Source organism: Erythrobacter litoralis (assembly GCF_029760855.1).
Taxonomy (GTDB): Bacteria; Pseudomonadota; Alphaproteobacteria; order Sphingomonadales; family Sphingomonadaceae; genus Qipengyuania; species Qipengyuania litoralis_A.
The window spans coordinates 30855-48342 of the sequence record NZ_SOSI01000002.1; the positions used below are offsets into that span (position 1 = coordinate 30855).

Here is a 17488-nt window from a genome sequence, read left to right on the forward strand (position 1 = left end):
GTCGCCCTTTTTGACTGCCGCGCCTTCTCTGCGCCTTCGCTTATTATCCGCCAGGAGCAAACCGTGCCGATAACCGTCAACGATACCCAATACGACCTGCCCGACGATCCGCGCGTCAGCTTGCTCGATTTTCTGCGTCACGAGATCGGTCTGACCGGCACCAAGAAAGGCTGCGATCACGGCCAGTGCGGGGCGTGTACGGTTCTCGTTGACGGAATGCGGATCAATTCCTGCCTGTCGCTCGCCGTTATGCACGATGGCGACACCGTGCAGACGATCGAAGGTCTAGGTACCGAAACCGATCCCAGCCCGCTGCAGAAAGCATTTCTCGAACACGATGGATACCAGTGCGGCTACTGTACGCCGGGACAAATCTGTTCCGCGACTGCCATGCTGAACGAATTCGCGAACAACTGGCCGAGCGACGCCAGCGACGACCTCGAAGCGGCGATCGATATGAGCGATGAGGAAATCCGCGAACGGATGAGCGGCAATCTGTGCCGCTGCGGAGCCTATGTGAACATTGTCGCCGCGATCAAGGCGGCAGCCAAGGAGATGGCGGCATGAGGCCATTCGATTATCAACGCGCCGAGCGGCTCGAACACGCTTCGCAATTGACGATGCCCGAAAGCGGGATGAGCATTGCGGGCGGTACGAACCTGATCGACCTGATGAAATTGCAGGTCGAAACCCCCGAAACGCTAGTCGATATCTCCCGCCTGCCAATGGCGCAGATCGAGGACACGGACGAGGGCGGTTTGCGCATTGGCGCGCTCGCTACCAACACCGCCACCGCCGTACATCCGCGTGTGAAGGCGGATTATCCGGTCCTCTCGCGAGCCATCCTCGCCGGAGCGACGCAGCAATTGCGCAACAAGGCGACGACGGGCGGCAACCTGTGCCAGCGCACTCGGTGTTATTATTTCACTGACACCACGCAGCCGTGCAACAAGCGCGAGCCGGGTTCGGGTTGCGGAGCGATCGACGGGATCGCGCGGCTCCATGCGATCCTCGGCACGAGCAACCAGTGCATCGCGACTTATCCCGGCGATATGGCCGTGGCGATGGCGGCGCTCAACGCAACGGTCGAGATCGCGGGGGAGGGCGACACCAGCCGCTCGGTTTCCGTGCGCGACTTTCATCGTCTGCCGGGCGACGAGCCCTGGAGGGACAATGTGTTGAAGGACGGCGAGATCATCACCGGCGTCACCCTGCCGAAGCCAATCGGCGGAACGCAGATCTATCGCAAGGTTCGCGAACGCTCGTCCTACGCGTTTGCGCTGGTTTCGATCGCAGCAATCGTGGACATGGAAGACGGCCGCATTTCGCGCGCTGACCTCGCGTTCGGAGGCGTAGCGCACAAGCCGTGGCACGATCCGCGCCTGTCCGATCATCTGGTTGGTAGCGAACCGTCTGCCGCCCTGTTCGACAAGGCAGCCGATATTCTGCTCGATACGGCGCAGGGCTACGGCGAGAACGATTTCAAGATACCGCTTGCGCGCCGGACCTTGTCCGCAGTGCTCGCGCAAGCGACGGGAACAGAAATATGACAGTCAAGATGAAGCAGGACGAACCCGATACTCGCAACGTGCTGGACGGCATGAAGCAGGGCGTTCTGGGTAAGCCGATCTCCCGCGTGGAAGGACTGGCGAAGGTCACCGGCATGGCGACCTATTCGGCCGAGTACAAGATCGATGGCTGCCTCGAAGGCGTTCTCATTCAGGCACCCTTCGCCAAAGGCGAAGTCACCTCCATCGATACCGATGCGCTTTTGGCAATGCCGGGCGTTGTCGCGGTCATCGAAGATTCACGCCAAACGGCTCGCGCCGCTCAAGGCACCGCGAACGAGGCTCCAGTCCAGAAACCAAAAACCGTGAATTATCTGGGGCAGCCGATCGCACTTGTCGTTGCCGAACGTTTCGAAGATGCGCGCAACGCCGCGGCGCAGGCGAAGATCGAGTATAATGCCGAAGAGGATATCGCGTTCGATCCGCAAAAGGTCGAAGCCGAAGTGCAGGAAGACGGCGCTACACGACAGGGCGATGTGCCGCATGCTCTCAACGAGGCGCAGCACGCGGTCGATACGACGATTCAAACCGAAGGCCATGCTTCCGCAGCCATGGAGCCGCATGCGACGATAGCGGAGTGGGACGGAAATACGCTGACGGTCCACGCCTCGCTTCAGATGTTGAACTATAACATCACAGAACTCGCCGATGCGCTCGATCTGGAGGAAGACCAGATTCGCATCGTTTCGCGCTATGTCGGTGGCGGGTTCGGATCGAAGCTCGGTATCAGCGAGGATGTGGTGGCCGCATCGCTTGCCGCCATGCAGTTGGAGCGGCCGGTGCGTGTGGTGATGACGCGCCAGCAGGTTTTCGAGATGGTGATGCGCCGTTCGGAATCGACCCAGCGCCTCCGTCTCGCATCGAACGACGATGGCGAATTGTCGGGGTTCGGGCACCAGGCGCGCGTCTCGAATTTGCCGGAAGAGGAATTCGCCGAGCCGGTGCTGCAATCGAGCGATTTTCTCTACAAGGGCGACAATCGCCTGCTCGAACTGGAAGTCGCGCGCATTCACCGGATGACCGCGGGCTCGGTGCGCGCGCCGGGCGAGGCGATCGGCATGCCGGCGCTCGAAATCGCGATGGACATGCTAGCGGAGAAGGCGGGCGTCGACCCGGTGGAACTGCGCATCAGGAACATCCCGGAAAAACATCCGGCCAATGGAAAACCGTTCTCCTCGCACAAGCTGGAAGAGGCTCTACGGCAGGGAGCCAAAGCTTTCGGATGGGACGGTGCAAGCCGCACCCCGCGTCAGACACGCGACGGCGAATGGTGGATCGGGACCGGCATGGCGAGCGCCGCCCGCGTCCACAACGTTTCCAAGGCTCAGACCCGCGTCACGCTGAAAGCCGACGGCACCGCTATCGTCGAAACCGACATGACCGATCTCGGCACCGGGACTTATACGATCCTGGCGCAGATTGTCGGCGAGATGCTTGGGCTCGAAACGGACAAGGTCCTAGTGCGGCTCGGGGACACCGCGTTTCCGCGTGGCTCGGGTTCCGGCGGAAGCTGGGGCGCGGCCTCGATCGGCTCTGCTGCCTTCGTTGCGTGCAACGCCGTACGCGATGCTGTCTTTGAAAAGGCCGGCGTCAACTCCGACGATGCAAGCCTGCAGGATGGCAAGCTGCACGATGGGCGCAGCCTGACCGACATCCTCGATGGCTCAGACATTTCCCAGGTCGGCGAATACGAGCCAGGCGATATCTCGGACGACTACGTGGCGTCGGGCTTCGGCGCGTTCTTCGCTGAAGTGCGCGTCAATCGGTTCACCGGGGAAACGCGCGTGAATCGGATGCTGGGTGCGTTCGGGTTCGGCCGGGTGCTGAACGAGAAGACCGCACGCTCGCAATGCCTTGGTGGTATCACATGGAGCATCGGCGCGGCTTTGACCGAGGCATTGCTGTTCGATCCGAACGACGGACACATCGTGAACCACAACCTTGCCGAATATCACGTGCCGGTCTGCCGCGACGTGCCGGACTGCGAGGTAGTGATGGTCGATGAACGCGATCCGGTCGCCAGTCCGATCCAGGCCAAAGGCATCGGCGAACTCGGAATGTGCGGCGGCGCCGGCGCAATCGCTAATGCGATCTACAATGCCTGCGGCGCGCGTGTCCTTTCGTTCCCGATGACGCCGGACCGCGTACTTGCCGCAATGCCGGATTGATGCAGACGGACGTGCGCGACAATCTAGTCGCCCGGGACCACGCGGCGCTCGTCGCTGCGTGTGACCCGGGCGTTTCCCTGTGTACGGTGGTAGGTGTTGAGGGTAGCTTTTCGCGCGCCATCGGAGCGCAACTCGCGATTTTGCCGGATGGCAATGTGATCGGCGATCTGGCCGACGGATGCCTCGAGAACCAACTCGTAAGCGATATCGCTAACGCCGACGCGCCATTCGTTCGTAGATACGGTCGCGGGTCATCCGTTATCGATTTTCAACTGCCGTGCGGCGGGGGCGTCGATATACTGCTCGATCCGTCACCCGATCGCATCGCGATCTGTCGAACTGTCGATAGCTTGGAAAAGCGCCAGCCGGCACGCTTGCGCCTTCCGGAAAACGATTTTCTCTGCGAGCGCGCATACAATCCGGCACTTCGGATCCGGGTATTCGGAGAGGGGCCCGAAGTGCGAATGCTCTTCGCCTTGGCTCAAGCGGCAGGCGTCGAGACTGAGATTGTCGCGAAGAACGACCTGACCCTTCGCTCTCCTAGTGGCCTTCGAGAGGCGGACGCATTCACCGCAGTGCTGCTTCTGTTTCATGATCACGAATGGGAAGCCGCTTTGCTCGAAGAAGCGTTGAAGAGTCCGACGTTTTTCATCGGGGCACAAGGCGGCGAAAACGCACGGATGGCGCGTTCTGTTGCTTTGATGGAGCGGGGAGTGCCGGAAGAGCAGATCGCCCGTATCGTGAGTCCGGTCGGCCTCATCGCGAATTGCAAACGCGCGGACACCTTGGCCTTGTCCGCCATAGCCCAGATCGTCGAACGGTATGAACGGGCTTATGGAACCGCTGGATGATGCCATCGCCTATGTCCTCTTGGCCGCCGGCCGGAGCACGAGGTTCGGTGGCGACAAATTGCTGGCGGAAATCGACGGGCGGCGCTTGATCGATATTGCTTTGCACACCGCCGAAGCTGCCGGATTTGCTCGCCGCGTCCTCGTGATCGGGCCGGATCTGGCCGGATTCAAGTCCGAAGGATGGACCATCGTGGTCAACGAACAGCCGCAGCGCGGAATGGCTTCATCGATCCGAATAGGACTTCCGCACGCATCATCGGCGAAACGCGTCGTCATCGGTCTGGCAGACATGCCTTTCATTGGAGCAGACCACCTTCGCCGTTTAGCGAGCAGCGAAGGCGTCGTATTTACCACGCAGAAAGACGGGACGCGAGGCGCCCCGGCTGCGTTTCCCGAGACTTCGTACGACCGTCTGATGATGCTGGAAGGAGATCGCGGCGCCGCGAGCATCAATTGGGACCGGGCAGACACGATCGAGCCTTTTGAAAGCGGTGCTCTTGTCGATATTGATACGAAGCAGGATCTCGAAGCTGCTGAAACCGGCGTATTCGGGGTATGAACTTGAACCATTTGGCGGACAGGGTGTCCGTCGAAAGGTGAGTGAGTAAGGGCGGAACTGCGCGAGTTCATGCATCGTCATTCCGCTTTGTACCCCCAAATGTGCCCTTGTGAGCATTAGTTCGATGGAGTTAGACGCTTTTGATGTCAGACTAGGCGAAGTATTTCTTTAGGATCGACTATTGCTGTGACCCTAGAAACACCGCATATTCGGGTAAAAGGTCTATGGCAACAAAGCGCCCCAATTTCGGTCATTCTGGGGCAAGAGCGGATTGCCCAAAAGCGGATATTCGTTCCGGTGCGATACTGATGAGATTTCGCCGCGATCTCTGTAATTCTGATGAGTGTCTAATCGCCGTGGAAGACGCCGTTTGACAGAAGCGATCGAAGGCGTTGCCTCCGCTCTCAATTCAATTGCCGACGCGCGCCGGTCAAATTAAATCACGATGATGGCAAACTGGCTCGCGAAGTTCACCACACCAGGATTGGCGTTTCTTTTAATCGCCGCTGGCCCCGCCGATCGGGATTGGGCGTCTGCTTTGCGCGATGACGCACAGGCACTGCATGATCTGGTGAAGCAGAACCATCCTGGGCCGGTCAACGCGCTAGATCCCGGCTTCACGGATTGCAACGAGGAGGCCCTGCGAACCGCGCTCGACCGGGCCGAGCGCATCAGTGACTACCCTGGCTACATCTGGGCGATGCGCGCCTACATCTCCGCATTCGACGACGGCCATGTCCTTCTTCGTTCGACCGAGGCCGCACCCGACCTAGCGGTTCGATGGCCGGGCTTTCTTACTGGATACGATGACAACGGCCGACAGGTAGTTCGGACCGTAGCGGACGATGGGACGGTGCCAATAGGCTCGGAACTCGTACAATGCGACGACACCCCGGCTGCGGAATTGATGGCCGAAAACGTCGGCGCTTTCCGCGGTAGATGGGAGCTGCTCAGTCAGCGCATGATCCACGGGGGTCGCCTGTTCATGGATGTCGGAAATCCCTTCGTAAGCCGGCCCGACCGGTGCGTTTTCTCGGTGGATGGCGCACGGGTGACGACAACCCTGCAGTGGCGCGACATATCGGATAAGGAACTGGCCGATCGTTTCGGGGCCACTGGCCTGAGGTTCAGTCCGGAGATTGGCGCGCGGACCTTCGATAGCGGCACGCGGTGGTATTCGCTGTCGGATTTCGATGGTGAGCCAGAAAGCGAAGCGAGCAAGCAGCTGACGGCCTTGATTGCTGATATGCGCAGCGATGGCGACGCAATCCGCTCGGCGCCGCGGATCGTCCTGGATCTCAGAGGCAATGGAGGCGGCTCGTCGGACTGGTCGAAGCAGATTGCACGGATTATCTGGGGCGATGATACGGTAGAATCGGTAGAAAGCGGTTCCGACTATGTCGAATGGCGCGCCTCAGCTGGCAATATCGCCGCGTTGGACGAATACCGGCAGGAATACGAGAATAGTCCGGATGCATCGCAAGACGTGCGCGGTTGGCTGGATACCGCGGTCACCGGGATGCAGGGAGCTTTGCAGAAGGGCGAGCCGCTATGGCGCGAGCCTTCGTCCGCTCAGTCGCCTTCGTCTGACAGCGCTGGCACTAGCAACGCTGCTCCGCAAGGACCAGTCTACGTTCTTACCGACTGGACCTGCGCTTCGGCCTGCCTCGATGCGGTCGATCTGTGGCGTTCCCTCGGCGCGATCCAGGTGGGACAGGAAACGAGCGCCGACACACTCTACATGGATATCCGCGAGGACCCGCTGCCCAGCGGTCTGTCGAAGGTCGGCATGCCGATGAAGGTGTATCGCGGTCGGGCTCGCGGATCGAACGAGCCATGGACACCTGTTCATGCATTCGCCGGTGACATGCGCTCCACCGAGAATATAGAAGCGTGGATCGTCAACTTGCTCAAGCAATAGGAAGTCTCGCCGTAGGCCGGTTCGCTTCTCGTTTAATCGCCAATGCTTTGAGCTTCGGCGAGCCGCTCGGTCATCCCTTTTCTGCGACAGGCCGCTTCGATACGCCATAACGCGGCGAAGCAATCGGCATCCGCCTCAGTGAAAAAGCGCTCGATAGGCTTTTTCGATCGGCTCGTCCGCCGCGATCATGCTTTCTGCGTTCTCGCGGCCCAAATCCGTTAGCTCGATGATCGACATGCGCGCATCGCGGGGATGACTGCGTGATCGCACCATGCCCAACGCCTTCAACTGCCGGATCCAGTTGATGACCAGGGGGTGAGACTGGCAAATCTCCTTGGCTATGGTCGTCACAGGCAACGGCCCTTTCCGGTATAGAACCCGCAGGGTCGATGCCGTGCGGACGGGTGCGGAGATGCCGGCTTCGGGATTCCAGTCTTCGAAGCCGTCCACCTATCGCATTGACATATCCGTCGTTTCATCCGACCGCAAAACGGAAAGCCCGCATGGGATGGGTTCGCCCGTATCATCGCGTATCGCCGAGTAAGTAAAGAACCTCGCCGATCGCGGCGTAGATCCTTTCGAGTTGGTCCGGCGTTATACAATAGGGCGGCATCGTGTAGATCGTGTTGCCCAGCGGTCGGAGCAGCACATCGCGTTCCCGAAACATGGCCAGCATACGTGACGCGATATCGGAAAGATAGCCGGCCGGCTCGTCCGCGATGCTCACCTCAAACGCGGCGATGGTCCCCGCCTGTCGCGCGTCCTGAACCCGCGAATGCCGTTCAAGCTGTGCCAGATGCGCCGCTTGTCGCTCGGCGAGCGAAGCGATGCGTTTCATCATAGGCTCGTCTCGCCAGATCGCGATATTCGCATTCGCTGCCGCACAGGCGATCGGGTTGGCGGTGTAGCTGGAAGAGTGGAAGAACATCCGCGCGCGATCGATGCTCAGATGCGCATCGAACACAGGCTCGCTCGCCATCGTCACCGCGAGCGGGATCGCGCCTCCGGTCAGCCCTTTGGAGAGACAGAGGATATCGGGCGCGATGTCCGCCTGATCGCACGCCAGTAGCGTTCCAGTCCGGCCCCATCCGGTCATCACCTCGTCCGCGATGAACAGCGTGCCGTGCGTGGCGCAGATTCGTCGCATCTCTGCCAAGGTCTGGGCGGAATACATCAGCATTCCGCCCGCACCCAGAACCAGCGGTTCGACGATGAAGGCGGCAGCACCTTCACGGCATGCTCGGTCGAGCGCATCGAGCGTGGATTGCTCCGCACCCGGGCTCGGGAAGGGTATCGAAGTGACGTCGAACAGCAGCGGTTCGTAGGCCCGGTTGAATGCACCGCGCGCGCCGACCGACATGGTGCCAATCGTATCGCCATGATAGCCGTGATCCATCACCACGATCCGATGCCGCGCTTCACCGCGATGAAGCCAGTAGCCGAGCGCCATCTTGAGCGCGACCTCCACGCTGGTGGAGCCGGAGTCGGAAAAGAATACGCGTGTGAGGGTGTTGGGCATCAGTGCGCGCAGATTCCGCGCCAGCTCTTCGGCTGGCTCATGCGTCCAGCCAGCAAAGATTATCTGGTCGAGCCGCGATGCCTGTTCGGCGATCGCCTGGGCGATCCGCGGGTGCGCATGGCCGTGCGTGGTCACCCACCAGGATGAGATCGCGTCGATCACCTCGCTGCCATCCTTGCGGAACAGCGAGGCACCTTCGGCGTGGGACACCACCGGGATGGGTTCTTGAAGCCCATGCTGGGTGAAGGGGTGCCAGATGGGCGCCTCGGTCATGTGAAATGCTCCGACGTGAAGCCCTCGGCAAACTCCGCAGCGAGTGTCGCCGCATCGAGCGGGTCGAGGATCGGCAGACGGCCGAGCCGCTCGACGCCCCCGATCGTGCATATGGTCCTCTCGCTGTCCTCCTGCGGCGCGCCGACGAACGCCATGCCGAGAATGGGAACGCCGCGCGTACGCAGCGCCTCGATCGTCAACAACGAATGGTTGATAGTGCCAAGCCCGGTGCGCGCGACGATCACCACCGGTGCACCCCAGATCGCGAACAGGTCGGCGTAAAGCAGGGTTCGCGTGACCGGCACCAACGCGCCACCCGCGCCTTCGATCACCAGCGAACGGGCCACCTGAGGCAGCGCAAGTGACGCGGGATCGATCGCCACATCGTCCAACTCGGCGGCACGATGTGGCGAGCACGGTGTCGTCAGGCGGTACGCTTCAGGCAGAATCGACGCGCGGGGCACGCCGAGAGAGGCAACGCGCTCGCTATCCGATCCATCATCAAGCCCGGCCTGCACCGGTTTCCAGTAGATCGCGCCCAGTGCGCGTGTCAGCCCTGCCGCAAACACAGTCTTACCGATATCGGTATCGGTGCCGGTGACGATGAATGTCTGGCTCACAGCAACCTCGCCAACGCGGCCGCGAACTCGCGGATATCGCTTTCCCCGCTGTTGAGCGTGATAGACATACGCAGCCGCGCCGTGCCCGGCGGCACGGTCGGCGGGCGGATGCCGCGCACGTCGAAACCGCAGCCTTGCAAAGTCTCCGCGATCCGCATCGTGCGGGCCTCGTCACCGATCACGATTGGCTGAATTTGCGTTCCGCTGGGGGCAAAGCCGAAACGTTCGAATGCGCGGCCGGCTTCGACGACCAGTGCGCGCAAGCGTTCTCGGCGATCTTCGGCCCGCGCCACGATGCCCAGGCTCGCCCGCACGACCGAGGCAATCAAGGGAGAGGGTGCGGTAGAGAAGATGAAGCTGCGCCCACGATTTAGCAGGAAGTCGCGGAACACGGCGGGGCCAAGTATCAGGGCACCCTCGCAGCCGAACGCTTTGCCGCAGGTCACCATCGAGACGACGTTCTCGCGACCCAGAAAGTCGGCTGCAAGTCCGCGCCCACCGGGACCATACACCCCTGCCGCGTGCGCTTCGTCGACCAGCAGGATCGCGTCCACCTGATCAGCCAGCGCTGCGAAATCCTCGATCGGGGCGCAGTCGCCGTCCATGCTGTAAAGTGTCTCGACAGCAATCCACGGCGTCCCCTTGCCACCGGCGGCGCGCCACCGGTCGATCGCATCAGCGGCTGCGCCGACGTCGTTATGGGTGAAGCTGCTGCATGGCGCGCGCGAAAGTTTCATCCCTTCGTGGGCACTTGCATGGATTAGAGTGTCGTACACGATCAGGTCGCCCGGTTGAGGCAGTGTGGCGAAGATCAGGCTATTGGCAGCAAAACCCGATCCGACGAACAACGCGCTCTCGCTGTGGAAGAACCGCGCCGCCTGCGCTTCCAGCGCTTCATGTTCCGCTGTGTTGCCGCGCAGGAGACGCGAGCCGCCAGAACCCACTGCCACTCCGCGATCTATTGCCTCGACGGCGGCATCGCGGAGCGATTGCGACCCGGCAAATGCGAGATAGTCGTTCGAGGAAAAGTCACGGCCGACCGGAGACAACAATTTGCGGCGACGGTGCGCCCTAGCGAGCGTAATGAGATCATCGCGGTGAAAACTGGAAACCATGGGCAAATGTGGCCCTAAACGGGCTGGTCCACGCTGCAAAGGCGACTTCGTGCGGATGTCTCTTTGTAGCGGCTAAGCGCATGAGAGCAGACGGTCAGCTTCCGGCCCAACAAAGGACTTTGCAATGGGGCCGGCCCCTGCATAGGCCCTCATTTTGCTAATTACCCAGTGGCAGTATTTTTTCGATTCCTAGATGCTCGTTGCATCCAGTATCACGCGGACAGTCTCCTCTGGCCGATCCCACATCGGGAAGTGCCCGCTACGCTCGAACCAGTGCAGCGTCGCTTCAGGGAAAGCTTTCATCGCGCGATCCGCCTGCTGCGGTAGACACAGCCGATCCTTGCGTCCCCAGCCTATGACAACAGGCGCAGCCGTTTTCGCAGGACCCTCCTGCATCGCGCCGTTGGCGAGATCCTTCACAAGCGAATTGACGGTGCGCGTGTCAGCCAACGACTTCAATTCGCGCGCGACGAATGCCCCATCGAGCGCCCACGGCCTAGCAGAGAGCTGGGCCAAGAGCGCGGTCCGGCCTGCGACATTTCCGGTGATGGCAGAAAGCGCCGGTCGCAGTGCGCGAACCAGAGCAACCGATGGCATTAAGGTGGCTTTGAAGAAGGTGCGCTCCCACCCTTGCCAGAAGCCGCCCGGATCGAGTGCGACAACCGCGCCCGCTTGGCCGCGCCGCGCCATCTCGAGCACCAGGCGAGCCCCCAGCGAGCTGCCAACCATATCAATACCTGTGAGATTCTCCGCGCCGAGCCAGTTGTCCAGACTGCGCACAAGTCCGTCAAACGTGCCGCTGTCGGCCTCGTCGGGTGCTTGCCCATGGCCGGGCAGGTCTATGGCAATTACCTCCCTGACTTGAGAAAGCGCAGGCGAGATCGTGTCCCACGAACCCGAGGTAGCCCCCAGCCCGTGGACAAGGAGAAGGGGTTTTCCGCGCCCCGCGCGCGTATGGTGCATGGTCATGTAACGGCAACGTCCCGCACCGACTTATGGCCCCGTAGATGTCTGTATTGGCGCAAGTGTTGCCAAAAGCGGACGGTGCGCTTCCGGCCCAATTCCTTGCGTTCAGCAATTTTTAGACGTTGGAACATCCCGCCCCAGTGAAATCCTTGGGCCCGATGGCAAGGAGCGCGCGTTAGAAGGTCGATACGAATTATTCTTGTGCCATGTACTGATTATCGAAGACGAGCCGCTGATTGCGCTCGATGTGGCTGATGTGCTGACGGATCACGGCGCATTGAGCTTCAGTTTTGCCGACAACGAGGGCGATGCAATCGACGCGGCCGATCAGCGGGTTCCTGATTTCATCGTCTCCGACGTGTCTTTACGGGCCGGCACTGGTCCCCAGGCGGTTGCGAAGATACGCGCGAGCCACGGTATTATTCCGGTAATTTTCGTTACCGCGACCCCGGACGCGGAGTTCCAGCGCGATCCGCCGAGTAATGTCTTTCGCAAGCCTATGGATCGGCGCGCTATCGGGGCGACGTTTCACACGATGGCTTTCGGATAGCGGTCCTCAGCTCTGGGCTACGACGAGCGGCATTTCGAACCGAAACCGCGTCGCCTGCGTGTCCGATGTGACGTCGATCTGGCCGCCATGCGCCTTGGCAATTTCCGAAGCGATATGCAGTCCGAGCCCCAAGCCGGTGCTGTTGGGACGGACCTCGCCGCGGAAGAATGGTTGGAAGAGCTTGCGTCTGGCCGCGTCATCAATCGGGGCGCCGCCGTTTGCCACTTCGAGCACGAACAGCCCAGCGTCCGAAAGCGCGCGCACCTCTATCGGTTGATCGCTCGCCCCATGGGTGATCGCGTTTCCAAGCAGGTTCGACAGCATCTGGCCGATCCGCACCCGATCACAATCGATGTTCTCGTCCAGATCGATCTTGGAGTCGATCACCCGGCCGGAATTGACCGACTGGATCTCTGCCACGACCTGCTCGAGAACCGGCCCGAGGGGCCCGTCTGCGTTGCGGCTCAGCGTAATCCCGCCGCCAAGCCTCCCGCGCGCGAAATCGAGCACGTTGTCCACCAATTCGGACGCGCGCAGCACGCTTCCGGCCATAAGCGAGACCACGGTTTGCCCGCGCTCGCTCAGGTCCTCGCGCTGGCTGAGCAAGCGGATGCCGCTGCTGATCGACGCGAGCGGATTGCGCAGATCGTGCCCGAGCACGGCGACGAACTGTTCGCGCAGCTGGGCAGTTTCGGCTGCCGCATCAAGCTCGCGACGCGACGCGTCGCGCTTTCTTACGAGATCGCGTTCGTACCGGCGGCGCTCGACGGCGCGCAGTACGACGACGTCGGTAAACAACAGCGAACCGTCGGCGTCCCGCCTTTCGGCCACGTTGACCAAGCAGGGCACCGGCTTTCCATCATTCGTTCGCAGGTCCATCGCCACCTCATCGACGAAGCCCTGCATCCGCAGCAGCGGCGAGATGTTGGTTTCGTAAAATATGCGCGAGGGAACGCTGAGCAGCGTCTGGAACGGCATTCCGACAAGTTCATCCCTGCCATAGCCGGTCTTGTCCGACATCCGCTTATTGGCGCGCGCGATCCGGCCATCGGGTGACAGCGACATCAGGCCGCACGGCACATGGTCGGGATCGTACGGCGTGACGACTACCTCAGACAAACGCGCGAATGGCCGCGATCACCTGATCGGGCGCGCTGAGGTTAGGGCAATGCCCGGTCGCTTCGAGAAGGACCATTTCGCTCCCCGTAATCGAATCGCGCACATGCTCGCCGACTTCAACGGGGGCAATGGCGTCGTCGCGACACTGAATGACGAGCGTGCGTGCGGCCACGCTGGCGAGATCTTTGCGATTGTCGGACAGAAACGTTACCTCGGCGAACTGGCGGGCGATCACCGTATCTGTGCGGCAGAAGCTGTTCGTCAGTTCCTCGCCCAGCTCGGGCCGGTCGGGATTACCCATGATCACCGGCGCCATCATGTTCGACCAGCCAAGGTGATTGTCGTCGAGCGAGGCCAGAAGTTCGTCGATATCTGCGCGCGAGAAGCCGCCGCGGTAGCCGTGATCGTCGATATAGCGCGCAGAGGGCGAGACGAGGACGAGATCGGCGAACATGCCCGGAGCCTTCAGCGACGCGAGAACGCCGATCATAGCGCTCACCGAATGGCCCACGAACACGGCGCCGGCCAATTCCAGGTCGCGGCCCAGCTCAACCAAATCGTCGGCATAGGCATCGAGCGAGGCGTAGCGTTGTGCATTGTAGGCCGAGAGGTCCGAGCCCCCGGCGCCGACGTGATCGAAAAGCACTGTCCGGAAGTTGTTCTCGAAAGCAGGCGCGACCATGCGCCACATGTTCTGGTCGCAGCCGAACCCGTGGGCGAACACCATCGAGCGTTCGCCGAGGCCGCGGAGATTCACATTGTTCCGCTCGAGTATGCCCACTGCCCGGCTCCCGCGCCCGCCAGCGAGCATTTTGTCTAGAAGCGACCGTAGCAGAAACGGTTCGCGGGTGCCACATTTTATGCCGACCTTGCAGGAGGCTAACTTCGAAGATGCTGCAATCCTCGATCCGTCTGGGTCAGTGACCCCCTGATGAAAAGCCGACAGGCTGGATGGGCCCAAACGACGACACGCCGAACGTTATCTTCTTGGCCAATGACGGCCAAGGAGAAGAATGATGGGATACTCACGATTTGACCCTGCCATGCAGGGACGCGTGGCTTGTAACGCTGGCAAGAATGTCGGCACCAAACGCCCGCTGACGCAGAAACAGATATGGGCAATCCGCTTTCACCTGGATCGGGAAGGACGCCTGAGGGACAAGGCGCTCTTCGATCTCGCCATCGGCAGTAAATTGCGCGGCTGCGATTTGATGAAGATCAAGATTGGCGACGTCGTTGCCGGCTCTGACATCCGCAATCGCGCGACCGTCATTCAACAGTAAACCAGTCGACCGGTGCAATTCGAACTCACCGCCGATGTGCGAGCGACGCTACTAGCCTAGCTGGAACGTCGGGGCGGCTCAACGGGCGATCATCTATTTCCAAGCAGGATCGATCATGCCGGACACATGAGCACGCGCCAGTATGCCCGCCTCGTTGACGAATGGGTGACTGCGATTGGTCTTCGGAAGTCTGAATACGGAACACACTCGCTTCGAAGGACAAAGGCCGCGATGATTTATCGGGCCACCGGCAACATTCGGGCTATCCAGATTTTGCTGGGTCACACAAAGATCGAGAACACAGTCCGCTATCTCGGTGTGGACGTCGAAGACGCCTTACTCCTGGCAGAGCGCACCGAAATCTGACTTATCGAGCGGTCGGCCGTCGATCCTCGGTCGACCGCTTTGGAGCATCTGCTTGGCGCGGTCGGGCGACCGGAATTGGGGTGGTTTCCCGCCATTGGCTACTGCCGCGTCATTGAGCGTGCGATGTCCAACAATGGACATGAGCTGCCGGATGCGCATGGCCCAGTTACGTGAACATAGCGCGGTGAGCTCTTGCTTACGAAAGCAAGGACTTGAGACTCTTCCTCTTGCATTATCAGCCGCGCGTTTGCGTCCATGGGAATATTGACGTGTTCGGCTTCGGCATCGTCGAAGTCAGGGAAGTCGCCTTCGTATATGCCAAACCGTTGTCCATCGAAACGCACTTGATAAAGGTTGAAGTCGGCAACATGCTGCTTACCAATCAATACAGCTTCCGCTGTCATGCAGAATGTTGCGCCGCATACAGTCGGCGGGCGGTCTTCGGCGCAACCGGCAAGCAATCCAAAAGCAACTAGACGCGTCCACATCGGCTATGATTGGCACTTCACTCGAATGTCAGCAATGGAGTCGTAAGTCGAAAGGCAGCTTTGCACCGTTTGCCTTCCAAAATCGGACAGTCCGATTCCGGCCCATTAGCTGTCCAAGTAAGGCACCCTGTCGGCAGACATACCTGTAAGGCTCGTTACTCGGCCACGGCGGCCGATCAACAAAACCGTATGTCCTTTTCAATGCGCGACGAAGGAATAATTGCGCTTGTTAGAGATAAGTTACGATTAGACTGGCAGCACCGCCATTGGCCTTCGGGGTATTTTTGCTACATATACCGGAGGAGGGAAGGGCCGCGTTTTGTTTGTTTCTGAGGATCGCCTCTCGCATCTCTCCTGCTTCTCCATGCTATGGGCAAGAGTCTGAGGGTAAGGCGATTGGACAGCTTACGGGCACACCGGTCAACGAACTTCGCGCTACAAGGGCAATGAGGTACTGTTCCTGCTTGTCGGCCAAGGCAGCAATACAGGATGAACGGTTCGCGTGCAGAAAACTGGCACGCGTCGCGATAACGGCCTTCTTCATTCTCTTAACAATCAAATCGAGTGACGGTTTACTCGTCCCTCATTTCTCAAAAGCAGCATTTGCCCAGAGATTGCAACGACGGACACACCATTCGGGAGGGGCTTCTTTATCCTTTTGTGATCGCACACAAAAAGAAAATCGAAAGTATCGTAGGTTGTGAGCGCCTCGATTGTTGTCGAGACGTCTTGACTGTCATGCGTCCGCGCTATGGTTTCCTTGCGGTCTGTAACAGCTCGCCGCAAGGGTCCAATTACCGCGATAGGCTGCTGGGAAGGATAGGCGAAAATCGGGACCGCAGCCTTTCGGGAGGCAATTACGAGTGGCAAAAAACTGTTGCAACGATCGGCGAACGTTTTGCGCGACTTGGAAGGGTAACTTGTATCGAGAACTATAGATCCGGTAGGTATGTAACGAGTTATTTCCACAAAATCCCGATAGGTTTCGCTGTATTTCGAGTAGCCGTAGCTTACCGTTCCGATGCGAATGACAGCAAGAAGCGATAGTCCGAGCGTGATATGGCGAACGGCCTTGTTTGCGCGGTAGGGTTGCGAAATTTGTGATATTGAGAAAACTAACGCAAGCACGAGCGGTATCCGGTCGGCGATATAACCCACACCAAATAAGTTGGGCGGCGTGAGCACCAGCAAAACCGTAAACAAACCGATGGCGAGCATTTGCACCGGAAGGATGCGTAGGGCCTTTTTGGTAAGGCCGTATGTAAGGAGGCCAGCTAGGCAAAGCACGGTTACAACGTCGAGCGCCAGATAGGGACCTTCGGCTAAGCGAAAAAAAGATTCTGATCTATGAGCAAAGAGATCGAACAACCGATCGATTAGCGAACCGGCCGCCATGTGTTGGTCGATGCTGGCGGCGATACCGCCAGTTTGCCCTTCTGCGTCGGAGGTCTTCGATAGAAAAAACAACGATGCAGGGATGAGGGCTTGCGCGCCTAGCAATGCCGTTCGGCTCGCCAGATCCTCAAGATGCCGGGTACGCTTTAAATACCAGCGCGAGAGTTCATAGCATCCCACTATCAGACCATAGAGTGCAAAGGCTAGTCCGTGTGCGAGGAAGACGACGAATGCTCCCATGCTACAAATCATAGTCGCGAGAAAAACTCGTTTGCGAAAGCGCACCCAAAGGGCGAAATTCCAGAAGGCAAGACCCAAGCCGAACAGAAAATTTGAAAACCCCCAACCGAGAATATAACTATAGGCAAGAATGCATAGCAGCGGTGGGAGGTTCGGGTTATCCTTCCCCGAAAGAAGCCTGGAAGCATACAAGGCACCAAAGTACTGAATCAGCAAAACGCCGCCGACGATGATTTTTGTAGTTATTTCGGGAGATACCACGCTAACAAGAATTACCCCGATCAGGTCTAGACCGAGGTTCGGAAGGATCGCCCATGCGGATCGGTAATTCTCCTGTAATACCGGATCGTCGATATTGGCGAGCACCCAATATCTTGCGATGTGCGAATAGAGGTCTATCGACGGGATCACCGGTGAGAAGGCGAGCGGCACCAGAAGGATGAGTGCCCAGACAGAAATGATCATACGGTAATTTTGATCGTTTTCT

General features: G+C 59.8%; 16 protein-coding genes and 1 pseudogene. 8 read left to right on the top strand and 9 right to left on the bottom strand.

Features of this window, described 5'->3' with window-relative positions; genetic code table 11:
* The first annotated feature begins 63 nt into the window (after window positions 1-63).
* From E3U23_RS03055 to E3U23_RS03080, 6 genes are all read left to right on the top strand, one after another.
* Window positions 64-567, top strand: coding sequence for a 2Fe-2S iron-sulfur cluster-binding protein (locus E3U23_RS03055; RefSeq protein WP_279349727.1), 504 nt, complete (start codon window positions 64-66; stop codon window positions 565-567).
* The gene (locus E3U23_RS03060) at window positions 564-1550 is read left to right on the top strand and encodes an FAD binding domain-containing protein (RefSeq protein ID WP_279349728.1); all 987 of its coding nucleotides are present in this window, start codon (window positions 564-566) and stop codon (window positions 1548-1550) included. The genes E3U23_RS03055 and E3U23_RS03060 overlap by 4 nt, the downstream gene beginning before the upstream one ends.
* Window positions 1547-3736 carry a xanthine dehydrogenase family protein molybdopterin-binding subunit gene (locus E3U23_RS03065; protein ID WP_279349729.1) on the top strand — a complete coding sequence of 730 codons (2190 nt, stop codon included), beginning with the start codon at window positions 1547-1549 and terminating at the stop codon, window positions 3734-3736. Before E3U23_RS03060 ends, E3U23_RS03065 begins: the two co-directional genes overlap by 4 nt.
* Window positions 3736-4587 (top strand): XdhC family protein, encoded by an 852-nt coding sequence (locus E3U23_RS03070; protein WP_279350237.1) that lies wholly within the window; start codon window positions 3736-3738, stop codon window positions 4585-4587. Before E3U23_RS03065 ends, E3U23_RS03070 begins: the two co-directional genes overlap by 1 nt.
* Window positions 4571-5146, top strand: coding sequence for a nucleotidyltransferase family protein (locus E3U23_RS03075; RefSeq protein ID WP_279349730.1), 576 nt, complete (start codon window positions 4571-4573; stop codon window positions 5144-5146). The genes E3U23_RS03070 and E3U23_RS03075 overlap by 17 nt, the downstream gene beginning before the upstream one ends.
* Window positions 5147-5594: 448 nt before the next feature.
* Window positions 5595-7067, top strand: a complete 1473-nt coding sequence (locus tag E3U23_RS03080; protein WP_279349732.1) for a S41 family peptidase — start codon at window positions 5595-5597, stop codon at window positions 7065-7067.
* A gap of 135 nt (window positions 7068-7202) precedes the next feature.
* Here E3U23_RS03080 and E3U23_RS03085 read toward each other — a convergent pair whose 3' ends face one another.
* The 5 genes from E3U23_RS03085 to E3U23_RS03105 all read right to left on the bottom strand — a co-directional run bounded on the left by E3U23_RS03085 (window position 7203) and on the right by E3U23_RS03105 (window position 11563).
* Window positions 7203-7517, bottom strand: a complete 315-nt coding sequence (locus E3U23_RS03085) for a MarR family transcriptional regulator (RefSeq protein ID WP_279349733.1) — start codon at window positions 7515-7517, stop codon at window positions 7203-7205.
* 73 nt (window positions 7518-7590) lie between these two features.
* Window positions 7591-8859, bottom strand: coding sequence for an adenosylmethionine--8-amino-7-oxononanoate transaminase (locus E3U23_RS03090; protein WP_279349734.1), 1269 nt, complete (start codon window positions 8857-8859; stop codon window positions 7591-7593).
* A complete protein-coding gene (bioD, locus tag E3U23_RS03095; protein ID WP_279349735.1) occupies window positions 8856-9479 on the bottom strand; it encodes a dethiobiotin synthase in 624 nt (207 codons plus the stop codon). Before bioD ends, E3U23_RS03090 begins: the two co-directional genes overlap by 4 nt.
* Complete coding sequence (locus E3U23_RS03100; protein ID WP_279349736.1) at window positions 9476-10594, bottom strand: 8-amino-7-oxononanoate synthase; 1119 nt, start codon at window positions 10592-10594, stop codon at window positions 9476-9478. Before E3U23_RS03100 ends, bioD begins: the two co-directional genes overlap by 4 nt.
* A gap of 189 nt (window positions 10595-10783) precedes the next feature.
* On the bottom strand, window positions 10784-11563 hold the full coding sequence (locus E3U23_RS03105; RefSeq protein ID WP_279349737.1) for an alpha/beta fold hydrolase: 780 nt from the start codon (window positions 11561-11563) through the stop codon (window positions 10784-10786).
* Between the two features lie 196 nt (window positions 11564-11759).
* Between E3U23_RS03105 and E3U23_RS03110 the strand changes: the two genes are divergently transcribed.
* Window positions 11760-12110 (top strand): response regulator, encoded by a 351-nt coding sequence (locus tag E3U23_RS03110; protein ID WP_279349738.1) that lies wholly within the window; start codon window positions 11760-11762, stop codon window positions 12108-12110.
* Window positions 12111-12116: 6 nt separating this feature from the next.
* Here the strand turns inward: E3U23_RS03110 and E3U23_RS03115 are convergent, their stop codons facing one another.
* Window positions 12117-13229, bottom strand: coding sequence for a PAS domain-containing sensor histidine kinase (locus tag E3U23_RS03115; protein ID WP_279349740.1), 1113 nt, complete (start codon window positions 13227-13229; stop codon window positions 12117-12119).
* On the bottom strand, window positions 13222-13986 hold the full coding sequence (locus tag E3U23_RS03120) for an alpha/beta fold hydrolase (RefSeq protein ID WP_279349741.1): 765 nt from the start codon (window positions 13984-13986) through the stop codon (window positions 13222-13224). Before E3U23_RS03120 ends, E3U23_RS03115 begins: the two co-directional genes overlap by 8 nt.
* Window positions 13987-14245: 259 nt before the next feature.
* Between E3U23_RS03120 and E3U23_RS03125 the strand changes: the two are divergent.
* Window positions 14246-14878, top strand: a pseudogene (locus E3U23_RS03125) (tyrosine-type recombinase/integrase).
* A gap of 98 nt (window positions 14879-14976) precedes the next feature.
* Here E3U23_RS03125 and E3U23_RS03130 read toward each other — a convergent pair.
* Window positions 14977-15366 (bottom strand): hypothetical protein, encoded by a 390-nt coding sequence (locus E3U23_RS03130; RefSeq protein ID WP_279349742.1) that lies wholly within the window; start codon window positions 15364-15366, stop codon window positions 14977-14979.
* 555 nt (window positions 15367-15921) lie between these two features.
* On the bottom strand, window positions 15922-17466 hold the full coding sequence (locus E3U23_RS03135; RefSeq protein WP_279349743.1) for a hypothetical protein: 1545 nt from the start codon (window positions 17464-17466) through the stop codon (window positions 15922-15924).
* Between the last annotated feature and the right edge of the window lie 22 nt (window positions 17467-17488).

Bases quoted from the DNA above. Each gene is read 5' to 3' on its own strand.
- E3U23_RS03060 (WP_279349728.1), top strand. From the start codon at position 564: ATGAGGCCATTCGATTATCAACGCGCCGAGCGGCTCGAACACGCTTCG.
- E3U23_RS03065 (WP_279349729.1), top strand. From the start codon at position 1,547: ATGACAGTCAAGATGAAGCAGGACGAACCCGATACTCGCAACGTGCTG.
- E3U23_RS03070 (WP_279350237.1), top strand. From the start codon at position 3,736: ATGCAGACGGACGTGCGCGACAATCTAGTCGCCCGGGACCACGCGGCG.
- E3U23_RS03075 (WP_279349730.1), top strand. From the start codon at position 4,571: ATGGAACCGCTGGATGATGCCATCGCCTATGTCCTCTTGGCCGCCGGC.
- E3U23_RS03080 (WP_279349732.1), top strand. From the start codon at position 5,595: ATGGCAAACTGGCTCGCGAAGTTCACCACACCAGGATTGGCGTTTCTT.
- E3U23_RS03090 (WP_279349734.1), bottom strand. From the start codon at position 8,859: ATGACCGAGGCGCCCATCTGGCACCCCTTCACCCAGCATGGGCTTCAA.
- E3U23_RS03100 (WP_279349736.1), bottom strand. From the start codon at position 10,594: ATGGTTTCCAGTTTTCACCGCGATGATCTCATTACGCTCGCTAGGGCG.
- E3U23_RS03105 (WP_279349737.1), bottom strand. From the start codon at position 11,563: ATGACCATGCACCATACGCGCGCGGGGCGCGGAAAACCCCTTCTCCTT.
- E3U23_RS03130 (WP_279349742.1), bottom strand. From the start codon at position 15,366: ATGTGGACGCGTCTAGTTGCTTTTGGATTGCTTGCCGGTTGCGCCGAA.
- E3U23_RS03135 (WP_279349743.1), bottom strand. From the start codon at position 17,466: ATGATCATTTCTGTCTGGGCACTCATCCTTCTGGTGCCGCTCGCCTTC.